This window comes from Sphingobium sp. CFD-1, from assembly GCF_024611115.1.
Classification (GTDB): Bacteria; Pseudomonadota; Alphaproteobacteria; order Sphingomonadales; family Sphingomonadaceae; genus Sphingobium; species Sphingobium baderi_A.
This window is the reverse complement of the sequence record NZ_CP084398.1, coordinates 2,479,354-2,503,285: the sequence shown is the minus strand read 5'-3', so window position 1 is coordinate 2,503,285 and position 23,932 is coordinate 2,479,354. Positions and strand designations below refer to the sequence as shown.

At 60.7% G+C, this 23,932-nt stretch carries 26 protein-coding genes; 15 read left to right on the top strand and 11 right to left on the bottom strand.

The features are described 5' to 3' along the window. Positions 1-16 precede the first annotated feature (16 nt). Positions 17-1,393: a hypothetical protein gene (locus LDB26_RS12685; protein WP_257538660.1), complete on the bottom strand. Its 1,377-nt coding sequence runs from the start codon at positions 1,391-1,393 to the stop codon at positions 17-19. A 185-nt stretch (positions 1,394-1,578) separates the two neighbouring features. On the opposite strand from LDB26_RS12685, the gene LDB26_RS12680 reads away from it, so the two are divergent. From LDB26_RS12680 to LDB26_RS12655, 6 genes are all read left to right on the top strand, one after another. Further along, positions 1,579-2,193, top strand: coding sequence for a TetR/AcrR family transcriptional regulator (locus LDB26_RS12680; RefSeq protein WP_257538659.1), 615 nt, complete (start codon positions 1,579-1,581; stop codon positions 2,191-2,193). Positions 2,194-2,326: 133 nt separating this feature from the next. Beyond that, a complete protein-coding gene (locus LDB26_RS12675) occupies positions 2,327-2,701 on the top strand; it encodes a limonene-1,2-epoxide hydrolase family protein (protein ID WP_257538658.1) in 375 nt (124 codons plus the stop codon). Positions 2,702-2,713: 12 nt separating this feature from the next. After that, on the top strand, positions 2,714-3,736 hold the full coding sequence (locus LDB26_RS12670; protein ID WP_257538657.1) for an LLM class flavin-dependent oxidoreductase: 1,023 nt from the start codon (positions 2,714-2,716) through the stop codon (positions 3,734-3,736). Further along, the gene (locus LDB26_RS12665; protein WP_257538656.1) at positions 3,729-4,787 is read left to right on the top strand and encodes a class I SAM-dependent methyltransferase; all 1,059 of its coding nucleotides are present in this window, start codon (positions 3,729-3,731) and stop codon (positions 4,785-4,787) included. The genes LDB26_RS12670 and LDB26_RS12665 overlap by 8 nt, the downstream gene beginning before the upstream one ends. A gap of 367 nt (positions 4,788-5,154) precedes the next feature. Beyond that, positions 5,155-5,961 (top strand): SDR family NAD(P)-dependent oxidoreductase, encoded by an 807-nt coding sequence (locus tag LDB26_RS12660; RefSeq protein WP_257538655.1) that lies wholly within the window; start codon positions 5,155-5,157, stop codon positions 5,959-5,961. Between the two features lie 38 nt (positions 5,962-5,999). Further along, positions 6,000-6,443: a nuclear transport factor 2 family protein gene (locus tag LDB26_RS12655; RefSeq protein ID WP_257538654.1), complete on the top strand. Its 444-nt coding sequence runs from the start codon at positions 6,000-6,002 to the stop codon at positions 6,441-6,443. A 251-nt stretch (positions 6,444-6,694) separates the two neighbouring features. Here LDB26_RS12655 and LDB26_RS12650 read toward each other — a convergent pair whose 3' ends face one another. Continuing rightward, positions 6,695-6,829 (bottom strand): cytochrome C oxidase subunit IV family protein, encoded by a 135-nt coding sequence (locus LDB26_RS12650; protein ID WP_257542106.1) that lies wholly within the window; start codon positions 6,827-6,829, stop codon positions 6,695-6,697. A 167-nt stretch (positions 6,830-6,996) separates the two neighbouring features. On the opposite strand from LDB26_RS12650, the gene LDB26_RS12645 reads away from it, so the two are divergent. Continuing rightward, positions 6,997-8,346 (top strand): IS1380-like element ISSp1 family transposase, encoded by a 1,350-nt coding sequence (locus LDB26_RS12645; RefSeq protein WP_013039775.1) that lies wholly within the window; start codon positions 6,997-6,999, stop codon positions 8,344-8,346. A 55-nt stretch (positions 8,347-8,401) separates the two neighbouring features. Here LDB26_RS12645 and LDB26_RS12640 read toward each other — a convergent pair whose 3' ends face one another. From LDB26_RS12640 to LDB26_RS12630, 3 genes are read right to left on the bottom strand one after another with little or no spacing between them, the layout of a single operon-like run. Then, entirely contained in the window at positions 8,402-8,599 is a 198-nt protein-coding gene (locus LDB26_RS12640) for a hypothetical protein (protein ID WP_257538653.1), read from the bottom strand. A gap of 12 nt (positions 8,600-8,611) precedes the next feature. After that, entirely contained in the window at positions 8,612-9,193 is a 582-nt protein-coding gene (locus tag LDB26_RS12635; protein WP_257538651.1) for a cytochrome c oxidase subunit 3, read from the bottom strand. Further along, positions 9,193-9,894, bottom strand: coding sequence for a hypothetical protein (locus LDB26_RS12630; protein ID WP_257538649.1), 702 nt, complete (start codon positions 9,892-9,894; stop codon positions 9,193-9,195). The genes LDB26_RS12635 and LDB26_RS12630 overlap by 1 nt, the downstream gene beginning before the upstream one ends. A gap of 174 nt (positions 9,895-10,068) precedes the next feature. Between LDB26_RS12630 and LDB26_RS12625 the strand changes: the two genes are divergently transcribed. The 4 genes from LDB26_RS12625 to LDB26_RS12610 all read left to right on the top strand — a co-directional run bounded on the left by LDB26_RS12625 (position 10,069) and on the right by LDB26_RS12610 (position 13,582). Beyond that, positions 10,069-10,461: a nuclear transport factor 2 family protein gene (locus LDB26_RS12625; protein ID WP_257538647.1), complete on the top strand. Its 393-nt coding sequence runs from the start codon at positions 10,069-10,071 to the stop codon at positions 10,459-10,461. Then, positions 10,458-11,831 (top strand): phosphotransferase, encoded by a 1,374-nt coding sequence (locus LDB26_RS12620; protein ID WP_257538646.1) that lies wholly within the window; start codon positions 10,458-10,460, stop codon positions 11,829-11,831. The genes LDB26_RS12625 and LDB26_RS12620 overlap by 4 nt, the downstream gene beginning before the upstream one ends. Before the next feature lie 93 nt (positions 11,832-11,924). Further along, positions 11,925-12,764, top strand: a complete 840-nt coding sequence (locus LDB26_RS12615) for an SDR family NAD(P)-dependent oxidoreductase (protein WP_257538645.1) — start codon at positions 11,925-11,927, stop codon at positions 12,762-12,764. Positions 12,765-12,799: 35 nt separating this feature from the next. Then, positions 12,800-13,582, top strand: a complete 783-nt coding sequence (locus LDB26_RS12610) for a hypothetical protein (RefSeq protein WP_257538644.1) — start codon at positions 12,800-12,802, stop codon at positions 13,580-13,582. A 4-nt stretch (positions 13,583-13,586) separates the two neighbouring features. On the opposite strand, the gene LDB26_RS12605 is transcribed toward LDB26_RS12610, so the two are convergent. Next, positions 13,587-14,219 carry a glutathione S-transferase family protein gene (locus tag LDB26_RS12605; RefSeq protein WP_257538643.1) on the bottom strand — a complete coding sequence of 211 codons (633 nt, stop codon included), beginning with the start codon at positions 14,217-14,219 and terminating at the stop codon, positions 13,587-13,589. A gap of 121 nt (positions 14,220-14,340) precedes the next feature. Between LDB26_RS12605 and LDB26_RS12600 the strand changes: the two genes are divergently transcribed. From LDB26_RS12600 to LDB26_RS12585, 4 genes are all read left to right on the top strand, one after another. Further along, on the top strand, positions 14,341-14,508 hold the full coding sequence (locus tag LDB26_RS12600; RefSeq protein ID WP_257538642.1) for a hypothetical protein: 168 nt from the start codon (positions 14,341-14,343) through the stop codon (positions 14,506-14,508). Then, positions 14,505-16,166 (top strand): arylsulfatase, encoded by a 1,662-nt coding sequence (locus tag LDB26_RS12595; RefSeq protein WP_257538641.1) that lies wholly within the window; start codon positions 14,505-14,507, stop codon positions 16,164-16,166. Before LDB26_RS12600 ends, LDB26_RS12595 begins: the two co-directional genes overlap by 4 nt. Before the next feature lie 80 nt (positions 16,167-16,246). Next, positions 16,247-16,627: a VOC family protein gene (locus tag LDB26_RS12590; RefSeq protein WP_257538640.1), complete on the top strand. Its 381-nt coding sequence runs from the start codon at positions 16,247-16,249 to the stop codon at positions 16,625-16,627. An 82-nt stretch (positions 16,628-16,709) separates the two neighbouring features. Next, on the top strand, positions 16,710-17,537 hold the full coding sequence (locus LDB26_RS12585) for an SDR family NAD(P)-dependent oxidoreductase (protein WP_257538639.1): 828 nt from the start codon (positions 16,710-16,712) through the stop codon (positions 17,535-17,537). A gap of 11 nt (positions 17,538-17,548) precedes the next feature. Here the strand turns inward: LDB26_RS12585 and LDB26_RS12580 are convergent, their stop codons facing one another. The 5 genes from LDB26_RS12580 to LDB26_RS12560 all read right to left on the bottom strand — a co-directional run bounded on the left by LDB26_RS12580 (position 17,549) and on the right by LDB26_RS12560 (position 23,926). Then, positions 17,549-18,643, bottom strand: coding sequence for an ecdysteroid 22-kinase family protein (locus LDB26_RS12580; protein WP_257538638.1), 1,095 nt, complete (start codon positions 18,641-18,643; stop codon positions 17,549-17,551). A gap of 146 nt (positions 18,644-18,789) precedes the next feature. Continuing rightward, the gene (locus LDB26_RS12575) at positions 18,790-19,938 is read right to left on the bottom strand and encodes an ecdysteroid 22-kinase family protein (RefSeq protein WP_257538636.1); all 1,149 of its coding nucleotides are present in this window, start codon (positions 19,936-19,938) and stop codon (positions 18,790-18,792) included. Positions 19,939-20,082: 144 nt separating this feature from the next. Then, entirely contained in the window at positions 20,083-21,225 is a 1,143-nt protein-coding gene (locus LDB26_RS12570; RefSeq protein WP_257538635.1) for an epoxide hydrolase family protein, read from the bottom strand. A gap of 17 nt (positions 21,226-21,242) precedes the next feature. Next, on the bottom strand, positions 21,243-22,337 hold the full coding sequence (locus LDB26_RS12565; RefSeq protein ID WP_257538634.1) for a phosphotransferase: 1,095 nt from the start codon (positions 22,335-22,337) through the stop codon (positions 21,243-21,245). Positions 22,338-22,348: 11 nt separating this feature from the next. Further along, positions 22,349-23,926 carry an NAD(P)/FAD-dependent oxidoreductase gene (locus tag LDB26_RS12560; RefSeq protein ID WP_257538633.1) on the bottom strand — a complete coding sequence of 526 codons (1,578 nt, stop codon included), beginning with the start codon at positions 23,924-23,926 and terminating at the stop codon, positions 22,349-22,351. Positions 23,927-23,932: the final 6 nt, after the last annotated feature.

The window sequence follows — 23,932 nt, the reverse complement described above, 5'->3', positions numbered from 1 at the left end:
GTCTGCCTCCTGTGCTTCAGGCCGCGACGGACTGGGGTGAGGAGATGGACCCACGCACATAGGAATCGATCGACCCCGCGCAGCTGAGCTTATCCTCGCCTTCCTCCAGATCGGCGTAACGGGCGATCGCGTGGACCACCGGGGTCTTCACCCCTTCAAGGCCGGAGCCGAACTCGACCTGCACCTTGTCCCCGGAAATGACGCCGCCCCAGCGGCCGTCGGCCAGTATGTCGAAAAACGCCATGCGGCCTTCGACCGTGCCGCTATCCGTGGTCGTGCCGAGCAGCTTTTCGCCTGGCTTGTCGAGGATGAGGGGGATGATCCATGGCGGCATCGCATAGGATTCGGTCGGCTGGATCTTGGCGCAGAAGCCGCTCATTTCCACCATCGCATAGGAACTGGTGATGCGATCCGGCGTCACGCCGAAAAAGCCCATAATCTGTTCCTTATAGTCGGGCGGGACGGCCGCGCCCTTGGTGCCTCCACCAAAGCTCATCAGCGTGTCGGGATGGAAATCTCCATCCTTGACCCCGCGCGCGCGCAGTGCCTGAACGATTTGCCATGCGACGCCATACATGACGCCGATGTAGAGCGGGCGATCCCGGCGGCTTTCGAGCAGGTCCATCCAAGCATCGAATTCGCCCGCCCGCTTGACCTGGCGCGCTTCGACCTCCGCTTCATAGGCTGCTATCTCGCCGGGACCGACCTTGCCCGCAGCCAGCAGGCGGCGGAGCTGCGCCGGTCGCATGGCGTCGAATGCGCGGATCGGGTCTTCGCTCAGGCGATGAAACTCGCCCGGCGCGGCCCAGCGGGGGAAATGCGCGTTGCAAAATTCGATCATCTTGTGCGTGCCGCGCGGCGGCATCATCGTGAAGACCGACCGCGCGTTATCGGGAGCATAAGCGGGCGTGGAAAGATCCGCCGCCGCGATGCATGCGGCGAGCGAAAGATCGCGATCCTGCGTTGACTGGTCGAGGAAGGAGGATTTGCCCGACGTCCCGCTCGACGCGAAAACATGATGGCCCGCGGCCTTGGCGCGATCCAGCCAGTCGTCGATATCGCGGACATCCGAAACGTCGATATTGTCGGTCGGATAGCTGCTGAGCGTGCCGAGCCATATGTTCATATGCTTCCACTGGCCATTGTCTACAAAGGCCTCGGGATAGCTTTTGTAGTTGGTGTGAGCGAAGAGCAGGGGCACGAGGTCGGCAAAGTTGTCGACGCTGTCGATACCGGCTTCACGCGCGCGCTTGTCGAGCACCCGGATCTGCTGCCGTCGTTCCGTGAAGCACTCGCGCGCGGCCTCCAGTTGCAGTTCCGCCAGATTGTCCGGCGCATTGCGGAATGGATCGGGCGACTGGGCAAGGGCGATCAGTTCGTCAACGGCACTCATGCAAAACTCCTCCAAGCATCAATCAGGAATATAGGAGGCGCCCGATTTTCTGCCGCTCCATTCGCTTTCATGAGAAGGACATACTGTTTTCAGCGCGACCTTTCGGCCACGCGCGGCATGGCGGCGCTGATCCGTTGCGGGCATCTGTTGTTGGTCGCGACCCGAAGCGCGCCTATGCACAGGCCATGACATCCTTCGACGATTATTCTCCCGGCGCGCAGAAACTCATTTTGGCAGCTGAACAGCTGGTGGCCGAACGCGGCCTGGAAGGCACCTCTATCCGGGAAATCCTGCGCCGGGCCCATCAGGCAAATAATTCGGCGATCTATCATCATTTCGGCTCCAAGCAGAAGCTGATCGAGGCAATATACGATCTTCGCCAGGCGGAGGCGGATCAGGCGCGGATCGACTGGCTGGCCCGTCACGGTCGCTTGCCAGGGGATATGAAGGAGATATTGGACGCTCTGCTGCGCCCTGTCCTGGAAGCCTTTCACGGACAGCGCCGTGCGACCTTCGCCAAGTTGATTCTCCAGCTCGTTCTGGCCGATCCCGAAAGCCCCCTGTTCGTCGAGGAAAGGCAACCGGCCACGACCCGGCAACTCAACCTGCTCCTGCGCCAGAACTGCCTGCATCTGGACGATCATCTGTTTCGCCAGCGTTATACGCTGGCCGTCCTCTATCTCCTTCAGGCTGCGGTCTATGCCGGTCAACGCGTGGCACAGGGCACGCTGGGGGAAGAAGATGACGCCGCATTCTGGGACGAGATCATGCGCGTCATATTTGTTTCGATGAAGGCGTGATTTCACCGCCGCCAGCTTGGGCGCGGGCCGGGCTTAAGACCCGCCATCAAGGGCAGCCGCTATCTTTCGGCAGGGCAGAAACGCGCCGCGTCGCGCCATGGAGGATGAAGCCAAATGAAAGCAGGGGAGTGATATGCCGGGTCCATTGGAAGAAGCGCTGACGTTTTTCCGGGAGAGCAGCGGCTCGCGCGAAGATATGCTGACAGCCATGCAGCGCCGGTTCACGGCGCAGACGCGCTGGGAAAATGTCGGCGTTGCGACGACCGTCGGAATCGATCAGGCCAATCAGTTCGTAGAAGGTTTCCTGGCCCGGTTTCCCTTCGAGCGGGGGGAGTTCGTCGTGCATCATGCGGCGGTGGCGGGCAATGTCGTTCTGACCGAGCGCAGCGATATATTCTATGGACCGGATGGGCAGGAAATGCTGGCGCTGAGGGTGATGGGCGCCATGGAAATGGATGGCCCGCATATCGTCGCGTGGCGCGATTATTTCGACACCAACAGCTTTTGAGGGGGGAAGAAAATGACGGATCGCAAGGCTGTTTGGGCGCAGATCGTCCCCATGCCGGGGCAAGAGCTTTCCGCGCTGGCGCAGGGATATGAAGCGGCGGGGGTGGAAGGCATATGGGCACCCCAGATGTTCGGCGCGCCCTTTTCGACCCTCGCTGCGGTCGCCCCTGCCACGCAGCGGATCAAGCTGGGCACCGGCATCGCGCTGGCCTTTGTGCGTAGTCCGCTGGAAACGGCATGCAGCGCGATTGACCTCGACCTGATCAGCAATGGCCGGGTAGTGCTGGGGCTAGGATCGAGCGCGCAGAGCCAGATCGAGGGATCGTTCGGCAGCGCCTATGGCAAGCCTCTCGCCCATATGCGCGAGATTGTCGGCATGATCCGCGCTATCGTGGCGAAAGGGCATACGGGTGAACTGACCGAACTGGCGGGCGAATATCATCGCCTCGACCTGTCGCATTTCCGCCTGCTGCATAAGCCGGTGCGTGGCGATATTCCGATCATTCTGCCCGCCGTGTTCCAGAAAGCCTGCGCGCAGGCGGCAGAAATCGCCGACGGGCTATTGGGGCATCCTTTGTGGAACGATGCGTGGATAGAGCGCGAAGTAGCGCAGCATGTGAAGGCGGGGCTGGAGCGGTCCGGGCGAGCGCGCAAGGATTTCTCGCTCAATATTTCGATCTTCACCGTAATTTCGAACGATCGGCGCGAAGCCATCGACGATTGCCGAGGGACCGTTGCCTATTACAGCCAGTCACCGCAATATATGCGCTATTTCGAGGAAATCGGCTTTGGCGCGGAAGCCGCGGCGATTCAGGCCGCTTTCGCGCAAGGCGATATGGCGGGGATGACGGCGGCCTGCACCGATGACATGGTGGAAAGCATCGCGGTGATCGGAACCGCCGATGAAGTGCGGGATCGGGTCATGCGCCGCGCGGCGCTGGCCGATGCGATCACACCGGTTATTCCCCATTACGGTTTGTCGCCTGAAAAGAGCGTCATTTATACCCAGCGCATTGCGGAGACATTCTATGGTTGATCCCACTTCGTCCGCGGTCGCGGCCATGGCTGGGGACGGGCTTTACAATCGCCACTCGGGTCTTCAACACGCTAATCTGCAATCGGCGCTGCCTCTGCTGGAAGATGCGGCGCGGGCTATCGACGCCGATTCCGGTCGCGCCGTCACCATCGCCGATTATGGCGCGTCGCAGGGGCGCAATTCGATGGCGCCGATGGCGACGGCCATTGATCTCATTCGCTCAAACGATGCGGAGCGGGTGGTGCAGGTCGTGCATACGGACCTGCCTTCCAATGACTTTACGTCGTTATTCGGCCTGCTGGCGGATGACCCCACCAGCTATCTTCAGGGGCGCGAGGGTGTCTTTCCTTCGGCGGTCGGCCGATCCTATTTCGACATGATCCTGCCGCCTGGCAGCGTGGATATCGGCTGGTCGTCCAACGCGTTGCACTGGATGAGCCATAGCCCGGTCGACGTTACCGACCATGGCTGGGCGGTTTACAGCCAGTCGGTCGAGGCGCGAGCCGCTGTCGACGCCGTGCTGGCCGAAGACTGGCTTCGTTTCCTGAACGCGCGCTCGGCCGAATTGCGGCCAGGCGGACGACTGGTCTGCCAGTTCCTGGGCCGGGGGCCGGATGGCCACGGATTTGAGTGGATGGCGGGCAATTTCTGGCAGTCTATCATGGATATGGAGCAGGAAGGACTGCTGAGCAGCGCTGAAACTCTCAGGATGACATCGCCCTCGGCCGGCCGCTCGGTGGACCAGTTGGCGATGCCGTTCGAGACGGGATTGGTGCCTGATCTGGTGCTGGACCATCTTGCGGCGATCCCGGCTCCCGACCCCTATTGGGAGGCTTTCCAGCAGACCGGCGATGCGGCTGAACTGGGGCGGCAATGGGCGAACATGATGCGAGCCGCCAACGGTCCCAACTTCTTCGCGCGTATCGATGCTTCCCGCGATCGCGAAACGCTGCTGGATAATCTGACGCAGCGTCTGGCCGCGCGTATCGAGGCCGATCCCAAACGCAGCCTGTCCTACATCGTAATCATGTCGATCCGAAAGCAGGCCTAAAACGCGAAATGCGTCATGAGAGGCCATCGAAGTAAAAGATGGAGAGCCCTGCCATTGCAAGCTGGGGGCGGGCGCACGCCCTACATGGAGCGATCGTGGCGGAGGCCGCATCTATCCCGTCTGCTGACCAGCTGACTGTGCGCGGCTTAATGGCCGGCGATTTTAAGTCGGCGCGCCAGATCCCCGTCATGAGGCCCTGAGCGTGGCGCGTCGGTCCATCTATTGAGTGCTAGCGCCGGGGCGTGGATAGGGCGGAAAACGATCCTCCTTCCACAAGACAGGTTCCAGCGGACCGATCGTGCGCTGCCTTTGTCTGTATCCGGTCCATGGCACCGGCAACCAATCGTAATGGAAAGAGGAAGCAGGAATGGGCCGCCTGGCAGACAAGATTTGCATCATCACCGGCAGTGGAAGCGGCATCGGACGGGCCAGCGCGATGATGTTCGCGCGGGAGGGCGCCACGGTGATCGTCGCGGACATTCGCGCCGAAGCGTCCGAGGGAACGGCGCAGGCTATTGCCGATGCGGGAGGAACGGCGCGAGCCATGACTGTCGATGTCGGTGAACATGCTGACCTTGAACGCATGATCGGCCAGACTGTTGCCGATTTCGGTCGTATCGATGTGCTGTTCAACAACGCGCTTTACGTCAATCAGGACCATGCCATGCGCGACATGGATTTCCTGGCGTTCGATCCCGACATCTTCCTGGCAAATTTGCGGGTGAACGTTCTGGGTGCCGTTCTGGCGAGCAAGCTCGCCATTCCGCACATGCTGGAACGCGGGGCGGGGTCTATCATTTCGACATCTTCCGGCAGTTCCTTGGGCGGCGATATCACTGCCTATAGCTATGGATCGTCGAAGGCCGCGCTCAACTGGTTCGTCCAGGCGATTGCAGCCACTTATGGTAAGCAAGGCATCCGCAGTAATGCGATCCTGCCGGGGCCGACGCAGACGCCATCCAAGATACAATGGTCTACGCCGGAGATGGACCGGCTGTTCCTGGAAGTGTTGAACACCCCCTTTATCGGGGAGCCGGAAGATATCGCCGCCATGGCGCTTTTCCTGGCTTCGGACGAATCCCGTTACGTCAACGGGATGCTTTATCCGGTCGATGGCGGGCAGAGCTGCACGGTGCCGTTCATTGGCGTAACGCGGGCCTTGTCCCGGGGGTGAACGCATAATCCATATTCCGATGGAAATATGAAAAGGAAATGCTGATGGGCATTGAGATCGAGAACAAGGTGCGGGCATTTTGCGACGCCTGGGGCGATGGCAGCGATGAGAGCAGGCCCGATGTCGAGAAGATCCTGTCGATGATGGCAGAGGACGCCGAATGGCAGCTTTGGGTGCCCGGCGGTCCGGTCGTGAAGGGCAAGGCGGCTCTTCGGGCGGAAATCGAGCGACAAATGGCTTTTGCCACCAACAATAAATGTAATGAGGTGAACATCGTCTCGAACGACCGGATGGTCATGCAGGAGCGTTCCGACACCGCCATCATCATGGGGCGTCCATGTCCACACCAGATGGTCGCGATCTACGAGTTTGACGAGGCCGGACTGATTTCGCGTTGGCGTGAATATCTCGACATGGCGGACCTTACCCGCAAGATGGGGATAGATGAAGCTGCGGCGGGCGGGACGGAAGTTCCGGCCTGATCGTCTTTCGATAGGGCGGGACATGGCCGCATGTCCCGCCATTTTATATGCGCTCGCAGAATTCGCGCATGGTTTGAGTATGGAGTGGCAGGCGGGTGCAACTAGGGCTGCCCTTGCCAAGGTCGCTATGCAGCACGGATTTCTGTAAGATCAGCACATCTCGGGGCTGGCAACGCGCCCAATTCCTTCTGTCGCGGAGCAAGCCTTGCCCTCGACCGCGCCTATATATCCGGGCTGATGCCGGTCCTGGATCATGCGTGGAAGAGGACGATCAGAACCACGCAGGTGACGACCGCCCAAAGCTGGAACAGCCACAGCAGCAGGGGCGGTGCATGCCGCAACTCCATGAACTCGCGTCCGACCAGCAATACCTTCGCGAAGGCGATGACGAGGATAAGGGAGCGAAGAAGAAAGGCATTGCCTAGCCCGCCTTATTCACCAAAAGTGTCCTGAAGGGTTGGCGGGAGTGGCGTAAGCCTCTGATCTGAATTAGGAACTGGGTGTCTAAGCCGAACCTGCCGCAGGGCAGAAAATGCCACGGGCCACACCCGCCATGAACGATGATATCGCAAGCTCATTTGGATTCCCAGCAGTCGGCCGCAAGAAAATCACAGCTGCGTTCGACGGTGGCCGGCTTACCTCGGATGGCGGTGTTCTACTGCTTGCACAGGCCGAGCGCGCGATGGGGATTTGCCAGCGCCTGGCGGCTTGTATTGCCGATCCGCGCGATCCAGCGCGGGTGATCCATCGCCTGGATGACATTCTGCGTGCCCGTGTGTTCGCGATTGCGTGCGGCTATGAGGATGCCGATGATCTCGATGCTCTGCGCGACGATCCAGGCTTCCGCCTGGCGCTCGGCAAGCTGCCGGAATCGGGCGCGGGGCTGGCCAGCCAACCGACGATGAGCCGGTGGGAAAATGCACCGACTACGCGCGAACTGGCCAGCATGATGGCCGCGATGATCGACATCTACTGCGCCAGCTATCCCGCCCCTCCGACAGCGGTCACGCTGGATATCGACGACACGTGCGACGTCGTGCATGGCTATCAACAGCTCTCGTTCTGGAACGGGCATCATGGGGAGCGCTGCTTCCTACCGATCCATATCTACGACACCGCGACCGGCAGGCCGGTGGCCATGCTGCTGCGCACAGGCAAGACGCCTTCTGGAAAGGAGGCGGCGGGGCACATCCGACGCCTGGTGCGTCACCTGCGCCGTAATTGGCCCGATACCCACATCACTATCCGCGGCGACGGGCACTATGGTCGACCCGAGGTCATGGCCTACTGCGATGCGGCCCGCGTCGATTACGTGTTCGGCCTGCCCACCAATTCAGCGCTGCGCGCCGATCCCGCCATTGTTGCGGTCGCCGATGCCTGCGCGGTCAAGCGCGCCCAGCGTCAGTGTCCCGTCCTGCGCAACTATGCCGAGACCCGCTATGGGGCAAAGACCTGGAAGTGCCAGCGTCGCGTCGTTGCACGGATCGAGGCCAGCACGCTGGGCATGGACATCCGCTATGTCGTCACCTCGTTGGCAACAGGATCGGCCGAGCACATCTACGACACGCTCTACTGCGCGCGTGGTCAGGCCGAGAACCTGATCAAGCGCCACAAGTCCCAGCTCGCCAGCGACCGAACCTCGTGCCGCTCGGCCAATGCCAATCAGATGCGCCTGATACTGCACACTGCCGCATACTGGCTGCTATGGCGCATCCAGCAGGCGATGCCCAGGACCGCTGCTCTGGCAAGCGCGGAGTTTACCACCTTGCGCCTGCGGCTGCTCAAGGTCGCTGCGCGCGTCGTAGAAAGTGCTAGCCGCATCCGCATTGCCTTCGCTTCCGCCTGTCCGGATGCCGACCTGTTCCGCGCCCTCGTTCTCCGGCTGAAGCCTGCGCCGACGTAGCCCATGCGGCAGCGCCGCAGAACTCCGAGCCCAGCCCTTCAACCCGAAAAGCCCATCAATCCGAATGCGGTGAAACAAACGCCAGCGATGCCGGTCGTCCGCGCAATACAGCCAGCCGCAGCAAATGCCCAGAGCGGGCCCGAAACCGAGCGTCGTGAATAAGAGAGGCTAGCGTCATCGTTTCGAAAGACAAAAAGGTTGCGGCGACCAGAATCGCCCAGATCAGAGTGATGCGGTTGCGCCAGATGGCCATGAAACGATGTCCCTACAGCAGGTAAAGCAGAGCGAAGAGGATGATCCACAGCAGATCGACCAAATGCCAGAAGGCGCCGCTGCCCTCAATCAATGCGACGCCGCCCGGCATCTTCCCGTTCCGGTCGAAGCGTGAAAGCGCGAAACACAGCACGCCGAGGCCGATCAGCACATGCACCAGATGGATGCCGGTAAACATGTAATAATAGATCGAAAAGCTGTTGCTGTTGAGCGTGAAGCCTTCAGCGATCTTCGCGGAATATTCGAATATCTTGACGATGACAAAGCCGCTGCCGAGCAGGATCGCGGCCAACAGCAGCGGACGTGCCTTGCTGTCGCCCCGGCGCACGGCTGCGACGGACTGGGCGACGAAAAGGCTGCTGGTCAACAGCAAAAGGGTGTTGAGAAGGCCAAGATTGCGGTTGAGCAGGGCTTGCGCGCTTTCGAATAGCGCCAGTTCCTGCTGCCGCGCGACGGCATAGGTGATGAAGAAGACGGCAAAGACGACAAGATCGCCGCCGATGAACACCCATACGCCTTCTTCGCCGGGCACATGGCCGCGGGAGCGGGCGGCGGCGGCTTGCGACGCAGCCATTATTCGCCGCCCAGCGCGTCGCGCTTGATCGCGCCGAGCATGGCGAAGATCATCAGGTTGAACCAGATGCCGAACACGACAGCCGGCATCCAGAAGGCCAGAACACCGTTCCAGGCGAAAGGCCCGGTCTTGAACAGGCCCACCGCCAGTCCGGGCAGCAGCAGAACGCCGGTCCACAGGTTCATATAGCCCAGCCAGCGCGGCAGGATGGGCTTTGCGCGGCGGTCGCCCAATATGACGAAGCCGGTCAGCAAATTCTGCACGAAGGCTGGCACCGCGGGCATGACGAACAGAAGAAAGGCTATGTCGCTCAGCGCCCCGATGACCGCGTCGGGCCGGTCAGGCCTATAGGCCGCCGCCGTGAAAAACAGACCAGCGAAGAACACGGTCACGAAGCCAAAGGCCACGACCATCACGAAGGCCCAGGTCACAGGCGAAATCGGCCCTTCGATTTTCTTCATGAAGGTGGCGACCGCCGCCAGAAAGGGGAAGAACAGCACCGAGGAGGAAGCGATCAATATGGCGCCCACCAATATGCCGGTCTGATGGCTGCGATAATAAGCGGCGACTTCCTCGACGGGCATGGATGGGGCCAGAGGCGGAAACAAATGTGCGATCGGCCATATGCCGACGAACATCATCGTGCCGGCTATGGCGCCCATATAGGTGCACAGCGTCATGGTCGTGCTTTTGGTAGTCACGGCTCTCCCCTCCCCATATCTCCACTTTTGTGGCGAGAGAGTGTGAAGTGAACGCGATAACGCCACCCACCCATGGATAGGGTTCGGACCGGCCATTGCACCTGCAAAAGACCGGGGACGACTGTCAAGGCCGCAGGCATGGCGGCAATGGACGGATTATGACGGAGAAGGTTGATGGGCGATACAGAAGCGAACAAGGCAGTGGCGCGCCGCTATATGCAGGCGGTTGAGGAAGGGGACGTCGAAACGATCGAGGCGTTGCAGCATCCCGATTGCCGCTGGTGGATATTGGGCCATGGGGACATGAGCCGGGCTGATTTCATCGCCAGCGTGAAGGGCGGATTGCTGGTCGCGCAGAAACGCACGGCGGAAATCATCGGGATAACTGCCGAAGGTGAGCGGGTGGCCGTGGAAGTCCGTGGCGAGATGGTCTTTCCCGACCGCGTTTATCGCAACGACTATCATAATCTGCTGATCATCCGGGATGGGCAGATCGTTTCCGGCAAGGAATATATGGACACCCGCGCCGTGGCGGAGGCCTTTTCAGCCGGAGAAGGCGGGCAGTGACGGATACCGCTCCGCTCAATAATTATGACGATGCGGCGGTCGGCCGGATCACCGCTTTTGTCGAGGAACTGACAGGCGGCAAGGTGGTCGGACTAGAGCGGCTTGTCCGCTGGCGCCCTTCCTGGTTTGTCGACGTGGAAAAGGCGGGGGAAGTGCGCCGCCTGCATCTGCGCGGCGATCGCGGCGGTGACGTTTCCATCTTCCCCGATCTCAAGCGCGAAGCGGACGTCATCGATGTGCTGCACAAGCATGGGCTGCCGGTGCCGGAAATTTACGGCTACCTTGCCGATCCGCCGTGCATCGTGATGGAGGCGATCGAGGGGACGCGCGATTTTTCCGCGCTCGATGCCGCGACCAAGAGCGCGATCGGCCGCGTCTATATGCAGGCGGTCGCCGCCATGCACCGTTTGCCAGTCGATCCGTTCGTGGCCGCGGGCGTGCATCTGCCCGAGGGGGCGGAGGCGATCGCGCTGGTTGGCCTGGAAGCCTATATGCCGCATTATCGGCGGACCAAGAGCCGGCCGGAGCCATTGTTGGAATTCGTGATCCGCTGGCTGCGCCGCAACGTGCCCCGCCACCGCCAGCGCGCCAGCTTCATCCAGTTCGATTCGGGGCAATATCTGGTCGACAAGGGTGCGATGACCCAGCTCTACGACTTCGAATTTTCGATGATAGGCGATCCGCTGGTCGACATCGCCACCATGGGGATGCGTAACAGCTATGAACCGCTGGGCGCGCCGCTGCCCGAACTGGTGCGCTATTATGAGGAGGCGACGGGCGAACCGCTCGATCATGATGCGGTTGTTTTCCACGTCCTGCAATTCTCGCTGCTGGGCACAATGCAGTTTACGGGGACCGTGGGCCAGCCCTGCACCGGCGATCCGCATTCGGTCTACCTCATGTTCGACCTTGCGCTGCGTCGCTCCATCCTGCTGGCGCTGTCTCAATTGACGGGGATAAAACTGCCTGAATTGTCTCCGCTGGAGGAGCGCGCGGGTGATAATGCGCCGTTGCTGGCGAAGCTGGCGGACACGCTTGCGACATTGCCTGTAACGGGAGAGGCGGCAGAGGCGCACAAGACGCAGGTGGCCGAACTGATCGAATGGGCGCAAAGGGCCGACGATCATGGGGCGGACATGGTGGCAAGGAACATGGCGGATGTGTCCGCGCTTCTTGGCCGCCGTTTCGATCGCTGGGCGGATGCCGCCGAGGCGCTGGAAGCCCATATCATTGACGCGGGACCGCAGGAAGATGCCACGATCATCCAGTTGCTCGCGACCATCGAGGGGCGGCGGATGCAATTGTTCGGACCGACCGCATTGGGCGAAGCGGCGCGTCACGTCGTCCTGCCGGCGACGCGATCGGCCTGAAGGAGTATCAAGCACTGGGGTTGCCCCCGATCGTCGGATAGGTCACGTCCATGACCTGCGCGGCGATGCCAGCATGAAGGACAGGAGCAGGATATGAGCGAAAAAATTGTGCTGGTAACGGGCGCCACGCGAGGGCTGGGGCGCGGAATGGCGCGGGGTCTGGCAGCGCGTGGCAATATGGTGGCGGTCACTGGACGCGACAGCGCGCAACTGGCCGAGGTCGTGGTTGAGATTGAGCGTGCGGGCGGCAAGGGTCTTGCCCTGGAATGTGACCATAATGACGATGGCGCGGTTGAAAGAGCCTTTGCACAATTGGCCGAGCGGACGGACGGAAAGCTGGACCTGCTCGTCAACAATGCTGCTGCCGTTTATGGGCCCGAACTGGTCGCGCCGGGTGGTTTCTGGGAAAAACCGCTGAAGCTGGCGGACATGATCACCATCGGGCTGCGTTCCAGCTATGTTGCGGCCTATTATGCCGCCCCGATGATGGTAGCGGCTGGCAAGGGCCTGATCGCCAGCATTTCCTTCTATGGAGCGGTGTCCTATTTTCACGGGGCTGCCTATGGCGCCGCCAAGGCCGGGACTGACAAGATGACGGCGGACATGGCTGTGGATCTTGCGCCGCATGGCGTGTCGGTGGTCTCCTTCTGGCCAGGTTTCATCCTGACCGATGCCATCAGGACCATGCCGCCGGAAATGATGCCTGAAGAGTTGCGCGCATCCCTGCCCAATTGGGAAACGCCGGAATTTTCCGGCCTTGTCCTCGACAGGCTCGCGGAAGATCCCGACCTTGCCGTTCTTTCAGGCAAGGCCTTGATCGGCGCGGAACTGGGTGAGCGATATGGCATCCGCGACACAGACGGAAAACAGCCCATATCCTATCGCGCGATGATGGGTGCGCCTATCAGCTTCATGCCGCCACCGCAGGGCTGATCAAAGCATAAATCAGGAGAGGAAAGGCAAAAGCGATGATAGATGCCGTGCTGGTCGTGCTGACCAAAGCCGTTCCGGGCCGGGAGGCCGACATGGAGGATTGGTACACCAACATCCATGTCCGCGACGCGCTGCGTTTTCGGGGATCGGTGACCGCGCAGCGTTTTCGGCTCGCTGCGGATCAGCCCTGTCCGCCCGAAGGGTTCGATTGGCAATATCTTGCCTTTTACGATGTCTTCGATCCGGTCCGCTTCAGCCGCGAGCATCTGGACAATGCGCTGACATCGCGGATGCAGGTGTCGGATGCGATTGATGACAGCCTGCTATATGATTTCCATTATTATCCGCTGCTCTTTCAGGACAATGACCCCGAGCTGGTCCATGCAGGTGGCGTCATCCTGGAGGAACTGAACCCCGGCGCCGATGGAGATGATGCTTTCAGGCAATGGTATGCGGAAAACTATTTTCGTGAAGCGGCCATGCGCCCCGGCATCAAATCCGCCGCTTTTCTGAAATTCCGGACGTTCGGGCAGATGATCCCGATGACGCCCGACTATCGCTATGTCGCGATCTACAGGATCAATGACGGCGAAGCTGCACGCAAGGCCTGGATCGGTGCTGACGCCATGCTGGAGAAGAGCGGTATGCTCCCGCCCGATGGCGCGCGCATCACGCAATGGGACCGGGCGACGCCAAGGCTTACGAAGGACGATGTCCAGCATCCGACGGCGGCAGGCCTGGCGGAAGAGGAGCGCGCCCGTGCCCATATGGGGGATCGGGTTCGCACCGGCGGCACGGAAAAGCTGGCGATGAGTTGATCGTTCAAGTCGCCGGGGTGCGGTCGACGATGGCGCGCATCTGGCGATAGGCCGGGCGCGCCGCCATCCGCTCGACATAGGCGGCGATATTGGGATGCCCTTCCACATCAACGGACATGAACAGGCGTGTTGTGGTGAAGGGGAAAGTCATCATGATGTCGGCCGCCGTGAATCTGTCGCCAGCCATGAAGGGCGTGCGCGATAACTGGTCGTCGACCAGCGCGAGGAAATGGGCGGCTCTGGCCCGGCCCGCGATACGGGACGGATGGTTGTGGGCAATGTTTGCAAATTCGGCCATGATCTCTGTCACGAGCGCCGGCATCAGGGATGACTCGGCGAAATGGAACCAGAACAGATAATCGACATAGTCGGTGTCGCCCGGCTTTGCGTGAAGCGCGCCGTTCCCCTGCGTGGTAGCGAGATATTCCATGACCGCGCCGCTTTCGGCGATGCGCCGCCCATCGGCTTCGATCACTGGGGAAGACTGCATCGGGTGCAGCGCCTTGTAGGCAGGTTCGGCCGCCAATGTTTCCAGCCGTTTATAGAAGCGAATGTCATAAGGACTGCCCAGTTCCTCCATCAGCCAAACGGCGCGTTCGGAACGAGACCTGTCGAGTTGGAAAATCGTGATGCTCATGGATTGTCATCCCATTGATGAAGCCATTGGATGAGCCGCGCAGGAAATAGCTGAACCTATCTTTATCTAGGTATCGGTCAGTTCACGCCGTGCAAGGCAGTGGGAGCGAGAGGAACTTCAGATGACCGATAGCGATCATGTGCCGGAATTTCCGCAGATGTTTCACGTCGCGTCCGCTTTCGAACGTCTGTCGACCCATGCGATCGGCAGGGGTGCCGATCCTGGTGAAGAGCCCGAACGCGGCCAATGGACGGAAAACATGTATCGCGACGAGAGGGGAAGGGAATGATCGGAAGGTTGAAATTCAACTTGTTGGCCGGGGCGTTGATGCTGACTTCGGGCGCATTGGTCGCCGGTGCGCCTGTCAAGCCGCTGAAATCAAGGCCGCAGGTCGACCGGCCCAATGTCGTTATCATTCTGGCCGACGATCTTGGCTTTTCGGACATTGGCGCTTTCGGCGGAGAGATAGCGACACCCAATCTCGATCAACTCGCCCATGCCGGGCTTCGCCTCACGGATTTTCATGCTTCGCCTACCTGTTCCCCGACGCGGTCGATGCTGTTGTCAGGGACAGGCAATCACACGGCTGGTGTCGGCGCGATGGCGGAATCGGGTAGGGCCGATGGACGTTGGGGCTATGAAGGGCATCTGACCACCCGGGTCGCGACGCTGGCGGAACGGATGCGAGGGGCCGACTATAGCACGCTGATGGCGGGGAAATGGCATCTGGGCCTCGACCCGGATCAAGACCCTCATGCCCGCGGTTTTGAACACAGCTTCGCCTTGTTGCAGGGCGCGCATAACCATTTCGGCAAGGGAGGGTTTGGGCCGGACGATCACCCCGGAACGGCGGCATGGTATAGCGAGGATGGCGTCCGGACCGGCATTCCGGCGCAATTTTATTCATCCGATTATTTCACCAGCAAATTGATAGGTCAGATTGACGCCGCGCCGAAGGACAAGCCTTTTTTCGCCTATCTGGCCTTCACAGCGCCTCATTCGCCGCTTCAGGCTCCGGCAGAACTGATCGCGAAATATAAGGGTCGCTATGACGGTGGCTGGGACAAATTGCGGGAACTGCGCCTGAAGCGGATGAAAAAGCTTGGCCTGGTCGATGACAATGTCGCGCCCGCGCCATTGAGTCCTGATGCGGGGGCGTGGGGAAAGCTGGATGCAGCCCAGCGCCAGGTCGAGGCGCGGAAGATGGAAATCTATGCCGCCATGGTCGAGCGCATGGATGAAAATATCGGGCGGCTCGTCCAGCATCTTCGCGCCACCGGCCAATATTCCAACACGATTTTCATTTTCAGTTCCGACAACGGCGCGGCGGGTGAGGTTCCGCAGACTTTTTCCGTTATGCCGGGCGAACTGGAATATATTGCCAGAGCGGACAACCGGCTGGACAATCTGGGATCAGCCAGTTCATTCGTGATGTATGGTCCCTATTGGGCCCAAGCGGCGATGGCGCCGTCCCGGATGCACAAGGGCTGGATGACGGAAGGAGGAACCCGGGTTCCGGCGATCGTCAGCTATGCCGGATTCAAGCGGCAAGGCCGTATCGGCACGGCCTATGGCAATGTGATGGACATCGCTCCCACGATATTGGAAGCGGCGGGCGGCCATGCGACGTTGTCGGTGGATAAGCGGGAGGTAGCTCCGGTCCGGGGTCGCTCCATGCTGCCCTATCTGCTTGATCGCAGCCCGGCGATACATGGTGAAGGAGACGCGGTTGCCATGGAATTGCATGGGCAGCGGAGCGTTCGACAGGGGCGGTGGAAGCTGTTGCGCCTTTCGCCACCCTTCGGCGATGGCGTCTGGGCGCTTTACGACCTGAAGGATGATCCCGCCGAACAGAAAAACGTCGCGGCTGAGCATCCCGAACAGGTTCGAACGATGCAGGCGGCATGGGATCAATATGCGGCGGAGGCGAGGATCGCAGCGCCGTGAGTTGGAACTGCCGGACGTCTGAGGGCTTGCTTCCGCATAGGATGATGACGCGACGATGGGCGCAAATGTAGGAAGGCTGGATGGGAATATTCACGCATGTCTGCCTTGGCAGCAACGATCTGGAACGATCGGCCCGTTTCTATGATGCCGTGCTCGCGCCATTGGGCATCGGGAATCTCGGCCCGTTTCTGGATCAGGGTATCGGCTATGGGAGACGAGTTCCTGAACTGCTCATCCTGCGTCCGCTGCTGGGTCAGGCGACGTCGTCCAATGGCGCGACGCTGGGATTGAAGGCGCCTGACCGCGGCGCCGTGGATCTTTTTCATGTGGCAGGGCTGGCAGCCGGAGGAACCGATGCCGGCGCGCCCGGTCCACGCGGCGCCGTGCCCCATGCCTATGGCGCCTATCTGCTGGACCCGGATGGTAACAAAATCTGCGCCTATTGCTTTGATCCACCGTAGTTTTGCACGGCAATTCCCTACCATCCTATAGGTGTTCGTTGCCAGGAGCTCGGCGCTAATTGAGCAAATGGGAGAATATGGAATGGCGGGATCACTGGAAGGCCGCGTGGCTATCGTTACGGGTGCGGGTCAGGGCATCGGCACGGAAGTGGCTACGGTCCTTTTGGAGCGGGGTGCGACCGTCATTCTGACCGACATTCTGGCCGATCGGGTCGAAGCGGCAGCAGAATCATTGCGTGCCAGGGGCGGGCGGGCCGAGGCAGAGGCATTCGATCTGACGGACGAGGACAGCGTTGCGGCAGCCGTGGCGCGTATCGCCCATCGGCATGGACGGATCGACATCATCCACAATAATGCCGCTTACCAGACGACCGAGCAGCGCGCCCGCGATCTGGATGTCGTCAATCTGGCGACCGATGCATGGGACAAGGCCTTCGCCGTCAATGCGCGCGGGCCGATGTTGCTATGCAAACATGCGTTGCCAGCCATGATCGAGGGCGGCGGTGGATCGCTCATCCACTCCGCTTCCGGCTTTGGCCTGCTGGGCGAAATGACGCTGACGGCCTATGGCGCGTCGAAAGCGGCGCTGATCAATCTCAGCCGTTTTCTGGCCACGCAATATGGCAAGCAAGGCATCCGGTCCAATGTGATTGCTATCGGATTTGTGCTCAGCGAGACGGCCATCGAAACGACACCCCAGGCGGTGAAGGACGTGCTGCGCGACCATCATCTCAATCCCGAACTGGGCAGTCCGCGCGATATCGCCAATGTCGTTGCCTTTCTGGCCGCGGACGAATCCCGCTTCATCAACGGTGCAATGATCCCGGTGGATGGCGGCTTTACCGCGCATCAGCCAACGATGGTGGATTTCCAGCGCTTGTTCGAAGCGGCGGGCAGCAACCAGTTGTAACGGCTCGCCCCCTATAACAGGGTTTCGACGAGCTTCGCCGTTTCGAGGTCTTCATAGGCCGTCGTCAACCGCAGATGGTTCATCACGTTGATTTCCCAGCCATAGTTAACAACTGGCGTGGTCAGCCAACCGATGTAGACGCCCCATATCAGGGTTCGCCGATATTCTTCCCAGGCGCTGTCGAAAGCAGGAGGGCGGGCGACGCCTTCCTGCCCAAGACGGTCCAGATAATAAGCGACAAGATCGCGCTCATGCGCGCGACGATCCGCGATGGATAGCCCGGTCGTGACGATATAGTTGACATCATGCATCGCATAGCCGCGCACCATCAACTGCCAGTCCAGCAGGCCAGCCTTTCCATCCGGCAAGCGATAGGTGTTGCCAAGATGAGTGTCGCCATGGAGCAGCGTCTGAGGCAGGGTGGATTGGTGCCGTTGCACCGCCTGCACGCCAGCCAACAGCTTGTCGGGCGTGGTGCGTAGCCGCTGAACCAGTTCGCGTTTGAAATTTTCGGTTTCGACCTCATGCGCGATATAGGCTGGGGCAATTTCGTTCATCATCGTTGCGACCGCACCTTCGACATGGGTTTCGACCCAGGCGAGATCGGAACCGAAACGCGGCGATTCCCAGAATGCCGCATGGAGACGCGCCAACTGATCCAGCAACATGCGGACATCATCCTGTCCGGTCCGCTGCGTCGTGTTGGGGAAGGTCGCGCCCCGCATCGTCAGGTCTTCCAGCAACAATCCGAAATGGGTGGTGGACGCGTTGAAATCTCCTCCGAAACAGCGCGGCGCCTCGATCGCCAGCTCTGGCCGGATGCCTTTGTAGAAGGCCACCTCATTGGCATAAAAGGGCGCCATGATCTCATCGACCGCCCGCGTCAGCTTGAGCACGAGCCGCGTTGGGAGATCACTGGGTGTGCCGCTGGCATAATCGACTTCGATGGAGACACGCCCGGCGGTCGACACCATTTGTTCGCCATAAGTCTTGGCGTCGGTCACGCGCACGGCGGTGACTGCGGCATTCGGCACGGTCGTGGCCAGCAGCTGATTGATGTAATCCGGCGTGATGCCGTCCGTGGATGTGGGATGGTTCATGGCCATGGCGATAATTCCTCTCGTGCTGTGCCGTTCGACCGGCACTTGTTTGGGATCGGCCCGTCAATTGCGCCGTGCGTTACAGGCGAAAATTTTCTCCGCGTCATCAATGCACTCAGGCTGCGATGCTCCCAGCCTTTGCCATCGTCGGCTCATTCTCCGAGCAATTTCCAGCTGTCGAGGTCTTCGCCGGCAGCGAAGAAGCGTTCGTTCATAGGCAGCCCATTCTGGCCCCAATGGTCCATATTCGCTACCCATGCCTGAATGCCATACATCACCCAGCGCGGAATCTGCTCATTCCAGATGGTGCCGAGGTCGATGACGTTGGTTGCGCCTTCCCGGATCAGGCAGTCGCGATAATGGGCGATCAGGTCGCGGTGATGGTGGCGGCGTTCCTCGATCGTCAGCGAACCGACCGTGAAATAAGTAAGGTCGCGCCAAGGCCGCCCGCGCCGACCCAATTGCCAGTCGACCCACATGCGTTCGCCATTGGGCAGAATATAGGTGTTGCCCTGATGGCAATCCCCCAGGATGATGCAATAGGGGGCATCGAACGCCCGCTCGAACGCGACCAGCCGATCATAGGCCCGCTCGACGCGCCGTGCGTCGTCCAGATAATGTTTGGGTGCGATGGCACGGAAATTGGGATCTTTCAGATTTTCGCCGATCCAATGCCACATGATGCGGACTTGGTCATGATCGACCGGAACATGCATCGACGTGGGCAGCCAGGGCGCAGCTTCGGCTGTGATCAGGGGACTGTCCCACAGGCCCGCATGCAGCTTCGCCAGATCGGCGAGCGCGCTTGCGACGCCGTCGATACCGGCATGTTGGGTGGAATGGCCGAATTCCCCGCCGCGATCGATGAGATCTTCCAGCACAATGACGCCATGGGCCGAACCGTCATCATCCCAGTCCGCATAATAGCAGGTGGCGGTGTTCGCGCTGAGCTTGTCTGTCAGGAAATGATAGAAGCGCGCTTCAAGGGCGTGGATGTCCACGTCGCTGAACATGCCCGACCAGTTCGACTTGATGCAGAGATTGCGGGGTAGGCCGGCGGCCAACCCGGCCTCATTCCAATCCACGGCAACGCGCAATTTCGTCGTGTGGCTGTCGAACAATTGCACGACTTCCATGGATTTCGCTTCCACGCCGGGATATTTATACGCCATCAGCGATCCCAGCCATTGAGCATCCGGAGTGAACCGGCCATGCGGCAGAGGGGTGGTGCGGGCAGGATAGGGACGAGGGACCAAATTGCGGTCGATGACCGAAACGGGGACGGTGGCAGGCTCGCTCATGACGGGATGTCCTCTCTCATGTCTTTGCCGTCAATCTGCATGGATGCAGTCGTCCAGCATGCCTTTCGGCTGAAATGCGAAGGTGATTTTCGGCCGTCGCAACGGGAATCGAGCCTGCCGGCCGGTAGGTCGATCGGGTGACGGTTAGTCGGCCATCAATTTGAAGCAGGCACGCAATTCCTGCACGAAAAGCGTCGGCTGCTCGAAGGCAGCGAAATGGCCGCCCGCATCCAGTTCGTTCCAGTGAACCAGGCGGGTATAAATACGTTCCGCCCAACGGCGGGAGGGGCGAAAGATCTCCTCCGCGAAAATGCTCACGCCGACGGGCAGGTCCAGTTGCCGCGCCTGAAACGCATTGGCGCTTTCCCAATATAGCCGCGCCGATGAAGCGCCGCTGTTGGTCAACCAGTAGAGGCTGATCACGTCCAGCATCTCGTCGCGTGTCAGGGCATCCTCCGCCGCCCCCCGATTGTCGGTCCATGCCTGGAATTTTTCGTAGATCCATGCTGCCTGACCGACCGGCGAATCCGACAGCCCATAGCCCAGCGTCTGGGGGCGGGTGCCTTGCAGCTTGGCATAGGCGGAGTCGTGATCCTGATAATATTTCATCCGCTCGACCGTTTTCGCTTCGGCAGGGGTCAGGTCGGCAAAGTCGCTTTCCACAGGGAAAACGAGCGGCATGTTGAGATGGACGCCGATGCACTCGGGCGGTGCCGCCATGGCGATTGCGGTCGTGACGGCAGCGCCCCAGTCGCCGCCTTGCGCGACGAAACGGGCATAACCCAAACGGCGCATGAGTTGAATCCAGGCATCGGCAATTTTTTCGACGCCCCAGCCAGTCGTCCTGGGCTTGTCCGAAAAGCCATAACCCGGCAACGAAGGGATGACGACATGGAAGGCCTGTGCGTCGGGCGCGCCATAGGCGGCGGGATCGGTGAGCGGTCCGATCACCTTCATGAACTCCAGCACCGATCCCGGCCAGCCATGGGTGAGGATCAGCGGCAGAGCATCCGGCCGGGAACTGCGGACGTGGATGAAGTGGATGGAAAGGTCGTCTATGAGGGTGGTGAACTGGGGCAGGGCATTGAGCGCCGCCTCGCAACGTTGCCAATCATAGCCTGCCGCCCAATAAGCGCATAGATCACGCAATGTTCCCAGCGGAACGCCCTGACTCCAATCGGCGACCGTCTGCGCTTCGGGCCATCGGTTACGGCTCAACCGGTGACGCAGATCGTCCAGAGCCTCCTGCGGAATGGCGACGCGAAAAGGCGTGATGGCGGCAGTCATTCATCTGTTCTCCCGCGTTAAAAATGAACGCCCAAAGCCGCGACCGTGCCGAGATCCTCACCCGCGACGAAGATACGTTCCACGATATGTGCGCCTTTCTGGCCCCATTCGTCCATGTTCGCCAACCAGGCCTGCATCGCATAGGGGGGCCAGCGGCGATAATATTCCCAGAGCGTGTCGTCGTCGGGCACATTGAGTGCCCCTGTTTCGACGAGGCAGCGGCGATAATGGCGCAACAATTCCCGATCATTGGCGCGCCGTTCCTCAATGGTAAGGGCGCCCAGCACGAAATAGGTGAAGTCGCGAATTGGGCGGCCCTTGCGGACAAGTTGCCAGTCGAGCCACACGCGTTCGCCGTCCGGGCGGACATAGCTGTTGCCCTGATGACTGTCGCCATGAACCAGACACCACGGTCCCTGTTCCTTCGTCTGCGCGAAATCGATCAATGCGTTATAGACGGTATGCAGGCGTGAAATGTCGCCCTTGATCCATTCGGGCAGGAAAGCCTGATAGTCGGGCTTCGCATGATTCTGTTCGGCAAAACCGAACATCATGGTCAACTGTTCCGTGTCTACCGGCGTCGCCATGGAGACGGGGAGCCAGTCAGCCGCATGTAGCACGGGACTGTCCCAAAAGGCGCCATGAATGCGGGCAAGACTCCCGACCGCGCGGGCTGCTTCCTCCACGCCCATATGATCCGTGCTGATCCCGAAATGGCCACCCTCGATGGAAAGATCCTCCATCATGACAAGGCCCTGACCGCTGTCGGGGCGCGGATCCCACGCCTCGAAATAGGATCGCGGCGCGGGAAAGGCGACGTGGCGGCGGAAATCCTCATAGAAACGGGCTTCCAGGCGGCAAATGCCCTGGCTGTCGAATTGTGCCCAATTGGCCTTCAGGCAGACATTCTCAGGAATGCCAGCCGCCTTGCCGACGTCGTTCAGGGTCAGCTTCACCTGATATTTGGTGGTGTGGCTGTTACGGAGAAACACCTCCTCCATTCCTTCGACGACTATGCCGGGATAACGTGGCTGCATGATCTGTGTCAGCCATTGCGCCGTCACGTCTTCCAACTGGGCGGGGATGCCCACCGGATTTGGCACATTCGACATGCAGGAAATCCTTATTTGATTTTCTTGAGTTCGCGCAGAGCCCGGTTGGCTGCGATCCGTCCGGCAATGCCCGATACGCCGCCGCCCGGATGCGCGCCCGCGCCGCCGATCAGAAAGCCGGGGAAAGGCGGCTTAGGGCCGCCAAAGCCCGTCGCCGGGCGATGAACGCCCGAACGCAGCGCGCCGAAGTCGATATGAGTCACGCAGCCATTGGTGACATTAAGGCGCTTTTCCCGTTCCCGCGCGGTTTCGACGAAGCGGCCGACTTCGGTGTCCAGGCCATCGTAAAATTCCCCGAGATGCTTGATGATCGAGGACATGGTCTTGTCCTTGAGCGCAGGCGACCAGCCTTCCCGCGCATCCACGGCCATGCCCGGCAGGTAGATATAGGCGAGCGATCCGCCCGGAGGCGCCTGCGTCGGATCGGAATTGGAAAGCGGAGTGAGCGACACCGCATGCCGGTCGGGAATGTCGCCGCGCCGCGCCATGGCAAAGGCTTCGCGCACTTCCTCCGGCGTGCCGATCAGGCCGACCGCTTTATTGAGATCGGCATCATCATGACGCATGTCCTGATGTTTTTTAAGGGTGAGCGGACCCGACATGGCGATGTTGGCGAGAAACGGCGCGGCGTTCGAGCGGTTCGCTGGCGCATGTTCGATCCGCTGCATCAGGGTGCGTGGCACGCCGCCGGGCGTGGTTAGGCGCATCGCCGTGCGAGGGTCGCAGGTGGCGATCACCATCTTGGAGCGGATGACCCGGCCATCTTCCAGCCGCACGCCCTTTGCCGCGCCGTCATCGACGATGATTTCGGCAACGGGGGCGTTGAGTTCGATCGTCGCGCCCGAAGCCTCGATGCTGCGCGCGAGCGAGTCGGAGAAGGATTGCAGGCTGCCGATTGGCTTGCCGGTGCCATATTTATGGGTAACGGCGAAGATCATGTAGGCGGCGGCATTGCCGTCGTCGTCCACGGGGCCGGCACCTGCCGCAATGCCGAGCAGCAGCGCGATGGTCGCGGGATGCTCGAACCGCTCGCAGGCGATCTGGTCAGCTGTCGCTTTCGACATGGCGATCAGTTCGTCCTTCAGGCGGACATTGCGGACGGCGCTCCCGATCATCTTGGAGAGGTTCTTGACGTCCGGGCGGCCCGGTTCGGCCATCATGAGCGGAAAACCGATATCCATCATGACGTTCAGCGTCTTCATGAACTCAAGATAGGCCTTGCCGTCATTGCGGTTGATGCGCGCAATATCCTCAGCCGTGCGGTGATAGTCGTAGAATAGCGCGATGGAGCTGCCATCGGGATGCAGATAGGCATAGGTCGGATCAGGATCGACGGTGCGGAGGCCATATTTGTGCAGATCGAAGTCCTCGATGATGCCGGACTTGCGTGCGAACAGCAGTTCGACCGCGCAGGGCGTCACCATATGTTCGGGCGCTTCGGGAATCATATAGCCCGAGCTGGTCATTCCGCCGACCTTGGCCAGCCGTTCGACCACGACCACCTTCTTGCCTGCCCGCGCCAGATAGCCGGCGGCAGCCATGCCATTATGTCCTGCGCCGATGACGACGACGTCGACCTGATCCGTCATTCCTAT